The sequence below is a fragment of the Saccharopolyspora shandongensis genome (assembly GCF_900106995.1).
Taxonomy (GTDB): Bacteria; Actinomycetota; Actinomycetes; order Mycobacteriales; family Pseudonocardiaceae; genus Saccharopolyspora; species Saccharopolyspora shandongensis.
This window is the reverse complement of the sequence record NZ_FNOK01000036.1, coordinates 86,534-99,647: the sequence shown is the minus strand read 5'-3', so window position 1 is coordinate 99,647 and position 13,114 is coordinate 86,534. Positions and strand designations below refer to the sequence as shown.

The 13,114-nt window shown below is 70.9% G+C and carries 12 protein-coding genes and 1 riboswitch; of the genes, 5 read left to right on the top strand and 7 right to left on the bottom strand.

Annotation, left to right across the window (positions count from 1 at the left end):
- Positions 1-599: superoxide dismutase (locus tag BLW84_RS30245; RefSeq protein ID WP_093272153.1), on the bottom strand; the 599-nt coding region annotated here is incomplete at its 3' end.
- 151 nt (positions 600-750) lie between these two features.
- Positions 751-894, top strand: a riboswitch (cobalamin riboswitch).
- A gap of 92 nt (positions 895-986) precedes the next feature.
- Between BLW84_RS30245 and BLW84_RS30240 the strand changes: the two genes are divergently transcribed.
- The 3 genes from BLW84_RS30240 to BLW84_RS30230 are packed head-to-tail and all read left to right on the top strand — an operon-like array spanning position 987 to position 3,693.
- On the top strand, positions 987-1,922 hold the full coding sequence (locus tag BLW84_RS30240) for an ABC transporter substrate-binding protein (protein WP_093272150.1): 936 nt from the start codon (positions 987-989) through the stop codon (positions 1,920-1,922).
- Complete coding sequence (locus BLW84_RS30235) at positions 1,919-2,932, top strand: FecCD family ABC transporter permease (RefSeq protein ID WP_093272148.1); 1,014 nt, start codon at positions 1,919-1,921, stop codon at positions 2,930-2,932. The genes BLW84_RS30240 and BLW84_RS30235 overlap by 4 nt, the downstream gene beginning before the upstream one ends.
- Entirely contained in the window at positions 2,929-3,693 is a 765-nt protein-coding gene (locus BLW84_RS30230) for an ABC transporter ATP-binding protein (RefSeq protein WP_093272146.1), read from the top strand. The genes BLW84_RS30235 and BLW84_RS30230 overlap by 4 nt, the downstream gene beginning before the upstream one ends.
- 126 nt (positions 3,694-3,819) lie before the next feature.
- On the opposite strand, the gene BLW84_RS30225 is transcribed toward BLW84_RS30230, so the two are convergent.
- Together BLW84_RS30225 and BLW84_RS30220 are read right to left on the bottom strand one after the other, a co-directional pair.
- Entirely contained in the window at positions 3,820-5,316 is a 1,497-nt protein-coding gene (locus BLW84_RS30225; protein WP_093272176.1) for a glutamate-cysteine ligase family protein, read from the bottom strand.
- Between the two features lie 118 nt (positions 5,317-5,434).
- Positions 5,435-6,373 carry an aldo/keto reductase gene (locus tag BLW84_RS30220; protein ID WP_093272143.1) on the bottom strand — a complete coding sequence of 313 codons (939 nt, stop codon included), beginning with the start codon at positions 6,371-6,373 and terminating at the stop codon, positions 5,435-5,437.
- A 421-nt stretch (positions 6,374-6,794) separates the two neighbouring features.
- Between BLW84_RS30220 and BLW84_RS30215 the strand changes: the two genes are divergently transcribed.
- Together BLW84_RS30215 and BLW84_RS30210 are read left to right on the top strand one after the other, a co-directional pair.
- A complete protein-coding gene (locus BLW84_RS30215) occupies positions 6,795-7,598 on the top strand; it encodes a TrmH family RNA methyltransferase (RefSeq protein ID WP_093272141.1) in 804 nt (267 codons plus the stop codon).
- The gene (locus BLW84_RS30210) at positions 7,598-8,209 is read left to right on the top strand and encodes a DUF2537 domain-containing protein (protein ID WP_093272138.1); all 612 of its coding nucleotides are present in this window, start codon (positions 7,598-7,600) and stop codon (positions 8,207-8,209) included. The genes BLW84_RS30215 and BLW84_RS30210 overlap by 1 nt, the downstream gene beginning before the upstream one ends.
- A gap of 201 nt (positions 8,210-8,410) precedes the next feature.
- Here BLW84_RS30210 and sepH read toward each other — a convergent pair whose 3' ends face one another.
- From sepH to BLW84_RS30190, 4 genes are all read right to left on the bottom strand, one after another.
- On the bottom strand, positions 8,411-9,316 hold the full coding sequence (gene sepH / locus BLW84_RS30205) for a septation protein SepH (RefSeq protein WP_093272137.1): 906 nt from the start codon (positions 9,314-9,316) through the stop codon (positions 8,411-8,413).
- 266 nt (positions 9,317-9,582) lie between these two features.
- Positions 9,583-10,722, bottom strand: a complete 1,140-nt coding sequence (gene serC / locus BLW84_RS30200) for a phosphoserine transaminase (RefSeq protein ID WP_093272134.1) — start codon at positions 10,720-10,722, stop codon at positions 9,583-9,585.
- Between the two features lie 205 nt (positions 10,723-10,927).
- Positions 10,928-11,848 (bottom strand): SEC-C domain-containing protein, encoded by a 921-nt coding sequence (locus BLW84_RS30195; protein WP_093272132.1) that lies wholly within the window; start codon positions 11,846-11,848, stop codon positions 10,928-10,930.
- Between the two features lie 95 nt (positions 11,849-11,943).
- Complete coding sequence (locus BLW84_RS30190; protein ID WP_093272129.1) at positions 11,944-13,071, bottom strand: citrate synthase 2; 1,128 nt, start codon at positions 13,069-13,071, stop codon at positions 11,944-11,946.
- Positions 13,072-13,114: the final 43 nt, after the last annotated feature.

The following is a 13,114-nucleotide window of genomic DNA, read 5'->3' as shown; positions in this document are numbered from 1 at the left end:
GCGCGGGCGTCGGCGAAGCGCTTGGAAACCTCGTCCCAGTCGACGACGTTCCACAGGTGCTTGACGTAGTCCGCCTTCACATTGCGGTACTGCAGGTAGTACGCGTGCTCCCAGATGTCGAACACCAGCAGCGGCGTCGTCGCGATCGACAGGTTCGAGTGGTGATCCCGCAGCTGCTGGGTGATCAGCCGCTGACCGACCGGATCCCACGCCAGCACGCCCCAGCCGTTGCCCTGGATCGTCGTCGACACGGCCTCCAGCTGGGCGCGGAACTTGTCGAACGAACCGAAGTCCTCGTCGATGGCCGCCGCCAGCTCGCCGGTGGGCTTGTCCCCGCCATTGGGCGAGAGGATCTTCCACCACACCAGGTGCAGCGAGTGCCCCGCCAGGTTGAACGCCAGCGTGGTCTCCAGCCCCACGATGGAGGAGAAGTCACCCTTCTCCCGCGCCTCGGCGATCTTCTCCACCGTGTCGTTGGCGCCCTTGACGTACGCCGCGTGGTGCTTGCTGTGGTGCAACTCGTTGATCTCACCGGCGATCGCCGGCTCCAACGCCGCGTAGTCGTAATCCAACTCCGGCAACACGTACTGCTGCGCCATTGAGCGTCTCCCTTCGCTATCGACAGACTCTAGCTACTGCCACTTTATGGCAACTGAGCCGGATGGAGGCGTTGATCTCACCTGGCGGGCGAGTCCTCACTGCGACGGCGATGAACAGCGAAAACATTGCGGCGCGGGGGAAACTGCCCGGTTGACCCGCTTCGACGCGTGGTGCAGCATCCTGGGCAGACCCCTGCGAGCGGGGGAAGCCGGTCGAAGTCCGGCGCTGACCCGCAACGGTAGGCCGCGCGAATGCGCGGCGAGCCCGATCACCCGCTCGCGAGGGATGACTCCGACGACCGCCGTGGTCTGCGGTCGGGGTCAGGGACTCGCGGCCGCCCGCGCGGCCCCGGCTTCGGCGCAGGCTCATCCGCCCTGGAAGGCAAGATGCGCCGCTTATTCGTCCTCGTCCTAGTCGCGCTGTCCCTCGCAGGCTGCGCCAACGCCGAGCCGCAAGCCGACGGGCTGCGCATCGAGAACTGCGGCAACACCGAGGTGTTCCCCGAGCCGCCGAAGCGCGTGGTCAGCCTCAACCAGCACGCCACCGAGATCCTGCTGGCGCTCGGCCTGGGCGATCGGCTGGTCGGCACGGCCTACCCGGACGATCTCGCGCCGCCGGCGTCGGTGGCCGCCGCGTACGCCCGGGTGCCGCTGCTCGCCGACCAGTACCCGTCCTACGAGCGCATCCTCGAAGCCGAGCCAGACCTGGTCGTCGGCGGCTACAGCAGCGCCTTCGACGAAACGGAGGGCCGGAGCCGGAAGACGTTCGAGGACAACGGCATCCGCACGCTGCTGCTCTCCGAGTCCTGCGCCGCGAACCCGGCCGGGATGGACACGCTGCTGTCGGACATCGCGATGTTCGGCGAGGTGCTGGGCCTGCAGGAGAACGCGCGGCAGGTCGCGGCCGGCATCCAGCAGCGGGTGCGCGCGGTCGAGGAGCGGCTGGCCGGCGCGGAGCCGGTCGACGTCTTCGCCTACGACTCCGGCGAGCAGGCCGCCTTCACGCTCGGCGGCAACGGCGTCGGGAACGATGCGCTGCGCCGGGCCGGTGGACGCAACGTCTTCGGCGATGTGCCGAAGGTCTTCGCCGACGTCAGCTGGGAGCAGGTGGCGGCGCGGGCCCCACGGGCGATCGTGCTCGTCGACTACCTGGCCGCTCCGGTGCAGAGCAAGCAGGCGTACCTGACCGGGCATCCGCTTGCGGCGGGCACGCCTGCGGTTCGCGAGCAGCGGTTCAGCACGATCCCGCTCGTCGAGCTGACCGAGGGCATCCGGTTCCCCGACGCCGTCGAGCGGCTGGCCCGGGACCTGCACGGCGCATGAGGGCGCGGTTGGTGCTGGTGCACGCCGTGCTGCTGGTCGCGCTGGTGGTGATCGGCGGGCTGGCCGTGTCGCTGGGCTCGGTCCGGTTGCCGCTGGACCAGGTCTGGCGGATCGTGCTGGAGCCGGTGGCGCCCTGGATCGACGCGGACTGGACGCGGGTGCGGGCCGCGATCGTGTGGGATTCGCGGATGCCGCGGGTGGTGACCGGCATCGTCGTCGGCGCGGCGCTCGCGCTCTCCGGCGCGATCGCGCAGCTGGTCACCGCGAACCCGATGGCCGACCCCTACCTGCTCGGAGTGTCCGAAGGCGCCGGCTTCGCGGCATCGCTGGTGATGGTGCTGGGCGTTGGCGCCGGGGCGCTGGGGCTGCCGGTGGCCGCGTTCCTCGGCGGGCTGCTGGCGCTGGTCGTGGTGCTGGCGGTGGCCGGGCGCTCCGGATCGGTGACGACGCTGGTGCTCGGCGGGCTCGCGGTCGGCCAGGTGGCCTACGCGGCGACTTCGTTGGTGCTGCACGTCTTCGCGACCGGGGACCAGGCCAAGCAGGTGCTGTTCTGGATCACCGGCGGGCTCGGGGCCGCGCGCTGGGAGTCGCTGCCGGTGCCCGCGGCGGTGCTGGTGATCGGCCTGATCGCGGCGGTGGCGGCGGGCCGCTGGATGAACGTGCTGCACGGCGGCGACGACGCGGCCGCCGCCCTCGGGCTCAACGCCCGGGTGTTCCGGACGGCCTGCCTGGTCGGGATTTCGCTGCTGGCCGGTACCGCGGTCGCCGTGGCGGGCGGCATCGTGTTCGTCGGGCTGCTGGTGCCGCACGCGGCGACCTTCCTGGTCGGAGCCGAGGCGCGGCGGATGCTGCCGGTGTCGGCCCTGCTGGGCGCGGTGTTCCTGGTGCTGGCTGATCTGGTGGCGCGGCTGGTCGTCGCGCCGTCCGAACTGCCGGTCGGGGTGCTCACGGCGATCGTGGGCGGGCCGCTGTTCCTGATCATGCTCCGGCGGCAGCGGAGGATCGCATGAGCGTGCGGGTGCGCGGAGCGCGCGTGGAGCTGGGTGGCCGCGCGTTTCTGTCCGATGTGGACGTCGAGGTGCGGGAGGGCGAGGTATTCGGGCTGGTGGGCCCGAACGGCAGCGGCAAGACGACGTTGCTGCGCGCGCTGTACCGGGCGATCGAGCCGACGGCCGGAACCATCGAAGTGGCGGGACAGGACCAGCCCGGGCGGCGCGAGCTGGCCCGGATCTTGGCTGCCACGGTGCAGGAAACCGAGAACCGCGCGGCGCTGACCGTGCGCGAAGTGGTGACGCAGGGCCGGTTGCCGCATCTGGGCCTGTTGGAGCGGATGCGGGCGGCGGATCGCCGCATCGTCGACGAATCCTTGCGCGCCACCGGACTTCTGGACGCGGCGGAACGAGATGTGCGCACGCTGTCCGGCGGCGAGCGGCAGCGAGCGGCGATCGCGCGTGCGCTGGCGCAGCAGCCGCGGGTCCTCGTGCTCGACGAGCCGACGAACCACCTGGACCTGCGGCATCAGTACAGCATCCTCCGCCTCCTCCGCGACCTGGCGAGCGACGGGCTGACGGTCCTGATCACGCTGCACGACCTCCGCCATGCGGCGGAGTTCTGCGACCGCATCGTGGTCCTCCACGAGGGCGCGGTCACCAGAACGGGAACCCCGACCGAAGTCCTGGACGAGAACCTGCTCGCAGAGGTCTTCGGAATCAGGGCCCGCCTGGCTCACCACAACGGCCGCCCCACCCTCGACGTCGACGGAGCCCTCTGACGTGCAACGCCGATGCTCTCAGGGAAAACGCACCACTATCGAAGGTGGAGGAGTTTCCAGTTTTAGGCAAAATCGGGAGCCCAGTTAGCGCGGATCGGCTCCCGATTTTAGGCAAAATTGGGAAGTTCAGCCCACCGGCCAGGTGTGGACCGGGTCTCCGTTGTCCGCCAGGTCGATGTAGCGGCGCAGCATCCCCGCCAGCGCTCCGCGCCGGTCCGCGCCGCGATCTTCCAGCAGCGCAACCGTTTCCCGCTGCCACGTCGCGCCGTTGCGCTTCGCCAGGCACCGCTTCTCGATCACGCCCAGGTAGCGTTCGCGGGCCGCGTCCGACACACCGCACGCCTGCAGGCCGTCGTGCGCCATCGGCAGCAGGCGGCGCATCACCAGCTCGTCCGGCGACACCCAGCCGACGCTCGGCCAGTACAGGTGCGCCTCGAAGCCGTGCCGCGCCCCGGCGTAGAAGTTCTCCTCCGCCGCCGCGAACGACATCTGAGTCCACAGTGGCCGGTCCTGCTCGGTGAGCGCGCGCTGGACGCCGTAGAAGAACGCGGCGTTGGCGACGATGTCGACCACCGACGGCCCCGCCGGCAGCACCCGGTTCTCAATCCGCAGGTGCGGAACCCCGTCCACCAGGTCGTAGACCGGCCGGTTCCAGCGCCAGATGGTGCCGTTGTGCAGCCGCAGCTCCGCAAGCGTCGGCGCCCGGCCGGAGTCCAGCGCCGCCAGCGGATCCTCTTCCTCTGGTTCCGGCAGCAGCGCCGGAAAGTAGCGGACGTTCTCCTCGAACAGGTCGAAGATCGAGGTGATCCACCGCTCGCCGAACCACACCCGCGGCCGCACGCCCTGGTTCTTCAGCTCCACCGGACGCGTGTCGGTGGCCTGCAGGAACAGCGGAATCCGCGTCTCGTGCCACAGCGCCTTGCCCAGCAGGAACGGAGAATTCGCGCCGATGGCCACCTGCACCCCGGCCAGGCACTGCGCGGCGTTCCAATGCGCCGCGAAGTCCTCCGGCGACACCTGCAGGTGCAGCTGGACCGACGTGCACGCCGACTCCGGCAGGATCGAATCGGCGTAGGACCGCAGCTTCTCGGGCTGCGAGTCGTCCAGCGGCACGCCCTCCATGTCGAGCAGCATTTCTTCGCCGCGCGCCAGGAAGATCTGCTCGTTCAGCAGCGAGTACCGCGGGTTGCGCGACAGCCAGTTCGGGTCGAAGTGCGCGCTGCGCAACGTCGGCAGCGTGCCGATCATGACGATCTTCGCACCCGCGTCGTGCGCCCCGCCGTCTGCACGCAGCAGCGCTGCGCGCAGACGGGACTCCAGCTCCAGGGCGCTGTCGCCCGCGAGCACCTGCGGCTCCACGTTGAGCTCGATGTTCTGCTGGCCGAGCTCGGTGGTGAACACCGGCTCGCTGATCTTCTCCAGCACCACGGCGTTGGACATGGACGGCTCCATCTGCTCGTCCACCAGGCACAGCTCCATCTCCAGCCCCATCTGCTGGTGGGGGAAGGAGAAATTGCCCTCGGCGAGCATCCGGGCCAGGGCGTCCAGGCCGCGCTGCATCTTGTTCCGATACCGTTGCCGGTCCACTGGCTTGAACGCTTGATTGTCCACGTGCCGTCCCATGCCGTCTCCCCGCTTGATCGGCAGCACGTCAGCGCGCAGCGCTGGGGAAACCACCGTGACACATCGGTACCCGGGGGACCAGCGGCCAAAACGGTGTCACGCGCGGCGCGGAGAGTGATCAATCGGAGGAGTCGGTGAGCCGCTCCAGCTCGGCTTCGGTCAGCTCCAACCCGGCGGCCGGGAGCAGGTCGGCGAGCTGCTCGGTGTTGCGGGCGCTGGCGATCGGGGCGGTCACGGTCGGTTGCCCGAGCAGCCAGGCGAGCGCGACCGACGACACCGGAACGTCACGCAGTGTCGCGATCTCGTCCAGCGCTGTGAGCACCTTCACACCGCGCTCGTCCAGGTAGGCGCGGGCGCGTTCGGCCCGCGGGCTGTCCGAGCTGTCCCCGCCTGGGCGGTACTTCCCGGTCAGGAACCCGATCGCAAGCGCGTAGTACGGCAGCACGCCCAGCTTCTCCCGTGCGCACAGGTCGGCGAGCTCGCCCTCGAACTCGCCGCGCTCCACGAGGTTGTAGTGCGGCTGCAGCGCGGAGAAGGCGGCCAGCCCCTCGCGGCGGGAGACCGCCAGCGCCTCGGCGAGTCGGGGCGCGGTGTAGTTCGACGCCGCGATGTAGCGGACCTTGCCCTCCCGCACCAGCTCGTCGAAGGCGGCCAGGGTTTCGGCCAACGGGATGGACGGGTCATCGTCTCCATGGGCGTAGTAGAGGTCGATGTGGTCGACACCCAGGCGGCGCAGCGAATCTTCCGCCGCGGCCTTGATGTTCGCCGCGGACAGGCCGATGCGGCCCGGCAGCCTGCCGACCTTGGTGGCGACCACGATGTCGTCGCGGTTTCCGCGGGCGCGCAGCCATTCGCCGATCAAGGTCTCGGATTCGCCACCGGAATTGCCGTCCACCCAAGCGGAATAGCTGTCGGCGGAGTCGATGAAGTTGCCACCCGCGGCGGCGTACTGGTCCAGAACGGTGAAGGTGGCGTCGCGATCCGCCGTCCAGCCGAACACGTTGCCACCGAGGCAGATGGGGAAGACGTCGAGTTCAGTGTCGCCGAGTCGAGTCATGCTGCGGAACCTACTCCTCCCGCGTGCCCCGAAGCCGATAGAGCGTGCTTCCGAACTTGCTCTGCGTGGCGGTGCGGGTGGCGGCCCCCTGCGGGAGTTACTGCGGCCTTCTCGCTGCGGGATCCCCGTCATCATGAATGCCATTCACTACGTCGGGGCTATCCTCGCGAGAAGACCCCTGAGCACCCGCGGCGGTGCGAGTTGCGTAGGTTGGCCAAGCGGCTGCGCCGCTTCAAAGAGAAAACCCCGCGCTACCACATCTCACACCACGACATTCAAAACAGCCTCTATAGGCGATCTCCGTGTGGTTTGCCGGAATTCCCGGGAGTTTCTCGCCGGCACCTCCGGTCCCACGAGTCGCGCGCGGCGGCGCGAGATCGGCCGGGCCGACTCGATTGGCGGCGGGTGCGAGAATGCGGGCGTGGTGCACATTGTCGAGGTCGACGACGTCGACGACCCGCGGGTCGACGACTTCCGCGATCTGTCCCGCGCGGACCGCCGACCGGACCGGCCGGGCGGGAGGGGGCTGGTGATCGCCGAGGGCGTCGTGGTGGTCGAGCGGCTGCTCGCCTCGCCGTACCCGGTGCGGGCGCTGTTCGGCGTGCGCCGCCGCGTCGAGGAGCTGGCCGAGGCTGCTGCGGCCCTGGACGTGCCCGCCTATGTCACCGACGCCGACGTGATGGCGCGCGTCGTGGGCTTCCACCTGAACCGCGGCGTGCTGGCGGTCGCCGATCGCGCGCCGGTCGTCGAGCCCGCCGAGCTCATCGCCCGCTCCCGCCGCCTGGTGGTGCTGGAAGGCATCGGTGACCACGAGAACCTCGGCGCGCTGTTCCGCAACGCCGCCGCGCTCAGCGTCGACGGCGTGCTGCTCGGCGCGGGCTGCTCGGACCCGCTGTACCGGCGCAGCGTGCGGGTGTCGATGGGGCACGTGCTCCGCGTCCCGTTCGCCCACCTCGGGGCCTGGCCGGAAGACCTGAAATTATTGCGCGACAACGGCTTCCGCATCGCGGCGCTGACTCCCAGGGCGGATGCGAAATCCCTTCGTGAAGCGGCCCTGGACAGCGGCCCGGTGGCGGTGCTGCTCGGCTCCGAAGGCCCCGGGCTCACCGACGAGGCCATCGTGGCCGCGGATCTCGCGGTCCGCATCCCGATGGCGAGCGGGGTGGATTCGCTCAACGTCGCCACGGCCGGTGCGATCGCCTTCCACGCGATGAGCGGGACGTGATGGACGCCCGGGAAACCGGCTGGGAGCTGCACGCGCGATCCGGTCGCGCGGTGCTGGTGCGCGGCGTCGGCCGGGAGGTGGACCCGGCCCGGCTGCGCTTGCCCGGCTCGCTGGTCGCGGCGCTGCACGAATGGGCACACGTGGTGGAGGCGGTGCAGGCCGAGGAAACCGCGGACACCACGGCGGAGCTCGTCTCGCGGCGCGGTCGCCAGCTGGCGATGCGCCTGGCGGCGGAGACCGGCGGCCAGATCGGCTACGTCGACCCGCTCAGCGGCGAACTCGACCGCATCGGCCGACCGCGCTCGGCGCACGCGATGCGCGGGTGGCGCGGCGGAACGATCGCCCCGGTGCAGCCCACGCCGTGGGGCCCGGGCCTGGTGATCAGCACGATCATCGGCGCGATCGTGACGGTGACCCTGGTGGTGGTGACGCTAGGCCTGGCGGACGTGAGCGGAATCCTCGCGGCGGTGGTCAACATCGCGGTGGCCGCGGGATTCGCGCCGTCGATCTGGCTGGGCCGCAACGTCCCGGTCTGGCGCTGGGCGGCCTACGGAACGGCGGTGGGCATCGTCGCGGCCTGGATCGCCCTCCTCCTCAGCCTCCTCGGCTGAGCGGCACCCCTGTTCAACCCGCGATTTCAACGGACATACATCAGGTTGGGCACCCACAGTCCAGGCGGGCGCTGAGGTTCCGCTACCCGCACCGCCACGCAAATCGAGGTTGGAAAAACCTCAATTGAAACTGGGGTGGACATGACAACGGGGCCGGGGTGAGCTTGAAGCTCGTCCCGGCCCCGTTGGGTTGTTCGGTCGTCAGCGGTGGGAGCGGACGCCGAGCAGGACGTCCTCCCACGACGGCACGATCGGATGACTCTTGCGCCCGCGCCGCGGCTCCGCCTTGCGCTGCGCGTCGTCCTCCGCCGCCTCGGCGGACGCGCCTTCGGCGCTCTCCTCCGCCGTCGGCTCTGCCACCGGCTCCGCCGGCGGCAGGCCGGCGTCCAGGTCGAGGGTCGGCGCCTCCGGTCGCTGCGCGACCACCGGCTCCTCCACCCGTTCCGGGACCGGCTGCGCCTGCTGGTCGAGCTGCAGCGCTTCGCGGGCCAGCTCGGTGACCGGCCGGACCGTCCGCAGCGGGCGGTTCGGGGACGGGTCGAGCAGGTCGGCCGCGTGGTCGTCGAGCGCCGCGACGGTGCCGCCGTGCGCGCCGGGGTGGAAGACCCAGTGCGCGCGGTTCTCCGAGCGCCCGGCCTGCCAGGTCAGCTGGACGACCCACTTGCCGTCCTCGCCGCGCCACGAGCCCCAGTTGGCCTCGGCGTAGTCGTGGCCGCGCATGCCGAAGGTGTGCGCGACGACCTCGCCGAGGGTCTGGACGTCCGGGCCGTCCTCGCGGACCGGGTGCGCGCGCTGGGACATCTCGGCGATCTGGGCGCGTTCGAGCAGCACCGGGTAGGCGTAGCGCTCGACCCGGTGCTCGGGGATGCCGGAGGCCTCCGCGATCTGGGCGACGGACGCGCCGGAGCGGATGCGGGCCTGGATCTCCCGGGGCCGCATCTGGGCTTCCATCTCGATCTGGACCTGGCCGAGCCTGGTGAGGTCACCGCGGGCGGCGGCACGCAGTCGTTCGTCGGCGGGCACGGTGAAGCGCTCGCCGTTCTCCGGGTCCTCGCAGATGACGGATTCACCGTCCTCGTCGAGCCCGACCACTCGCAGCGCTCGCATACGCCAGCCTCCCGCCGACCTACATGTCACCAAGCTGTGACCGTAACCCGGCGCGCCGCCTTGACGCGGGAGGCACGCCGGGCACGTCGTCTCGTTGTTGGTCGCTCTCTCCGCCTTCGATCTTGCCGGAAAGACGCCACCTGAGCGAACGGGTAAAACCACTCATTTTCGGGGAAGATCACCGCTAGTGCCCGAAAGTTCACTTAGTGGTGTGATTTTGAGCAAAAAGCCGCCGGGATCTGTGCGGATCCCGGCGGCTCAGCGTGTCAGGAAAGCTCCGAAACCACCCAGTCGATGGACTTCGTCAGCGCGGTGACGTCGTCCGGGTCGATCGCCGGGAACATGCCGACCCGCAGCTGGTTGCGGCCCAGCTTCCGGTACGGCTCGGTGTCCACGATCCCGTTGGCGCGCAGCGCCTTCGCCACCGCGGCGGCGTCGATCGAGTCGGCGAAGTCGACCGTGCCGACCACCTGGGAGCGCTTCGCCGGGTCGGCCACGAACGGCGTGGCGTACTCCGACGCCTCGGCCCAGGAGTACAGCCGCTGCGAGGACTCGCGGGTCCGCTGCGCGCACCAGTCCAGCCCGCCCTGGCCGTTCATCCACTCGATCTGGTCGGCGAGCAGGAACAGCGTGGCGACCGCCGGGGTGTTGTAGGTCTGGTCCTTGCGGGAGTTGTCCAGCGCGGTGGGCAGCGACAGGAACTCCGGCACCCAGCGGTCGGACGCGCCGATCTCGCCGATCCGCTCGATCGCCGCCGGGCTCATCGCGGCCAGCCACAGCCCGCCGTCCGCGGCGAAGCACTTCTGCGGCGCGAAGTAGTAGACGTCGACGTCGGCCGCGTCGAACGGCAGCCCGCCCGCGCCCGAGGTGGCGTCGATCGCGATCAGCGCGTTCTCCGAGCCCTCCGGGCGGGTCGGCGCGAGCATCACGCCGGTGGAGGTCTCGTTGTGCGCCCAGCCGATCAGGTCGACGGACGGGTCCGACACCGGCTCCGGCGCGTCGCCCGGCTCGGCGGAGACCACCACCGGGTCGCCCAGGAACGGCGCCGTCTTGGCGGCCTTGGCGAACTTCGAGGAGAACTCGCCGTAGGTGAGGTGCAGCGACCGCTCGCGGACGAGGCCGAACGTCGCGGCGTCCCAGAACGCGGTGGTGCCGCCGACGCCGAGCACGACCTCGTAGCCCTCCGGCAGCGAGAACAGCTCGTGCAGTCCCTCCCGGATGCGTCCGACCAGGGACTTCACCGGCTTCTGCCGGTGCGAGGTGCCCATCACCGCGGCGCCCGCGCCGGCCAGGTTCGCGAGCTGCTCGTCGCGCACCTTGGACGGGCCGCAGCCGAACCGGCCGTCGGCGGGCTTGAATTCCTCGGGCAGCTTCAGGGTCGTCGGGTCGATTTCGGCCTGCGTCATGCCGGCGCCTCCGGGCGTTGTTGTGGTGACTGTGCAGGTGGCGGGGCAGTGCCTCCCGCGCGCCAGTGGCCTGATGACCGGCGCCTTTGCCGGCTCGGCTCAAGTGTTGCAGCAGGGTTTCGGGGTCGTGACCCCGGTGCTGCCAACAGCCGCACCGCAACTTACTGCGGACGTGGGCCGTTGGCCAACAGCATCCGGATCTTGGTCAGGCGAAGCCCGGGGCGCCGCAGCACTTCTTGTACTTGCGCGCGGAGCCGCACCAGCAGGCGTCGTTGCGGCCCGGCGGCCAGGCGATGGCCAGGCCGCGGCGGACGGCCTCCGCGGCGAACTCCGCGCGGGTGGCCTGCTCGTCCAGGGCGATGCCGCGCGACGCCGCGAAGCCCACCAGCGCCTCGAACGAGCCGACGACCACCGCGGCCTCCGGGCGCTGCCGCAGCGCCCGCTCGGCCTCCCGGCGGTGCTCCAGGTGCTCGGTGTCCGGATACCAGTCCGGCCGTTGTCGTTGGATCTCGGCGAAATCCGCCGCCGGCCAGAAGAGGATCGCCGGGTCCTCGTCGTGCCGCCGGATGTTCTCGATCCGCGCTCCGATCTGGCGGCCGTGCTCGGTCAGCCGGTCGTGGAGTTCGTCGAGGCCGTCGGACGGCAGGTCCAGCTCGCGGCGCAGGAGGCTGCGCTGTCGCAGCAGTTCCGAGCCCGCATCGCCCATCTCGATCTCGGCGTCCAGGCTCGGGACGAACCGGTTGACGCCGATGTTGAGCCAGCGCAACGCCTCCTGCGGTTCGTCGACCAGCTGGTACGCCACCGACGCGGTCACGTACGCCCACTCGCAGTTCGAGCCCTCCCGGAGCAGCCGCGCGAAGCGCTCCTCGGCCTCCGCGCGCCGCCCGTGGGTCAGCAGGAACTTCGCGTAGGCGGCCGGGCCGTGGAGCACGTTGCTGTCGTCGTCGACCTCGGCCGCGACGCGCAGGGCCCGCTCCTCGCGCTCGTGCTCGCCAGCGAAGTGCCAGTAGTCCGCCGCCTCGACGAGGTCGTTGCACTGCTCGCCGCTGGTCTCCGCGTCGGCCTCCAGCGCTTCGGCGTACTCGACGTGCAACCGCCGTTGCGCGTCGCCGGATGTGACCGTCACCACTCCACGCTACCGCTGCCGGGAGGTGGTTCGAGGTGAACGGGCCGTTCGCCCCGGTGGCCGAGGTGAACGGTCCGTTCGCTTCGCGGGCGCGGCTACACCGAGGCGGTCAGCTGATCGATCGAGCCCCAGCCCGCGACGTCCTGCGGCGAGCGCGGGTCCGGGCCGGTGTACTGCGCCGACGGGCGAACCAGGCGGCCGGTGCGCTTCTGCTCCAGGACGTGCGCCGACCAGCCCGCGAGCCGGGCGCAGGTGAACATCGCCGGCATCATCGCCGTCGGGACCTGCGCGAAGTCGAGCACCACCGCGGCCCAGAACTCCACGTTGGTCTCGATCTGCCGGTCCGGCCGGCGTTCCCGCAGCACCGCCAGGGCGGCCTGCTCCAGCTCGCGGGCCACTTCGAAGCGCGGCGCGCGCAGCTGGTCGCAGGTGTTGCGCAGCACCCGGGCGCGCGGGTCCTCGGCGCGGTAGACGCGGTGGCCGAAGCCCATCAGGCGGTCGCCGCGGTCCAGGATCGACGTCACCACCCGGCGCGCGTCGCCGGTGCGCTCGGCCTCCTCGATCATCGGCAGCACGCGGGCCGGGGCGCCGCCGTGCAGCGGCCCGGACATCGCGCCGACCGCGCCGGAGAGGCAGGCGCCGACGTCGGCGCCGGTGGAGGCGATCACGCGGGCGGTGAACGTCGAGGCGTTCAGCCCGTGCTCTGCTGCCGATACCCAGTACGCGTCGAGCGCCTGCACGTGCTTCGGGTCCGGTTCGCCGCGCCACCGGGTCAGGAACTGCTCGGTGGCGGTGGCCGCTTTCGCGATCCGGGCGTGCGGAACCGGCGGCTGATCTCCGCGCGCGGACTGAGCCACGAAGGACAACCCGAGTGCGCTGGAGAGCGCCAGCTGCGCGCGGGCCTGCGCGTCGTCGATGTCCAGCAGCGGCGCGAAACCGGCGGCCGGCGAGGTCATCGCCAGCGCCGCCTGGACGTCCGCCCGCACGTCGCCGGTGCGGACCGGCAGCGGTGTGTCGTCCGCGGGCGGCAGGCCGTCGCCGAATCTGCCGTCGACCAGCAGGGCCCACACATCGTCGTAGGAAACCGTGCCCACCAGGTCTTCGATGTCCACGCCGCGGTAGCGCAGCGCGCCGCCGTCGCGGTCGGGTTCGGCGATCTCGGTCTGGAAGGCGACCACGCCCTCCAGGCCCGGGCGGAATTCGGTCTGGTCCGCCTTGCTCATGGCTGCCTCGTCTCCTGAGTGGTCGGGCCCGCGTGCGCGGGCC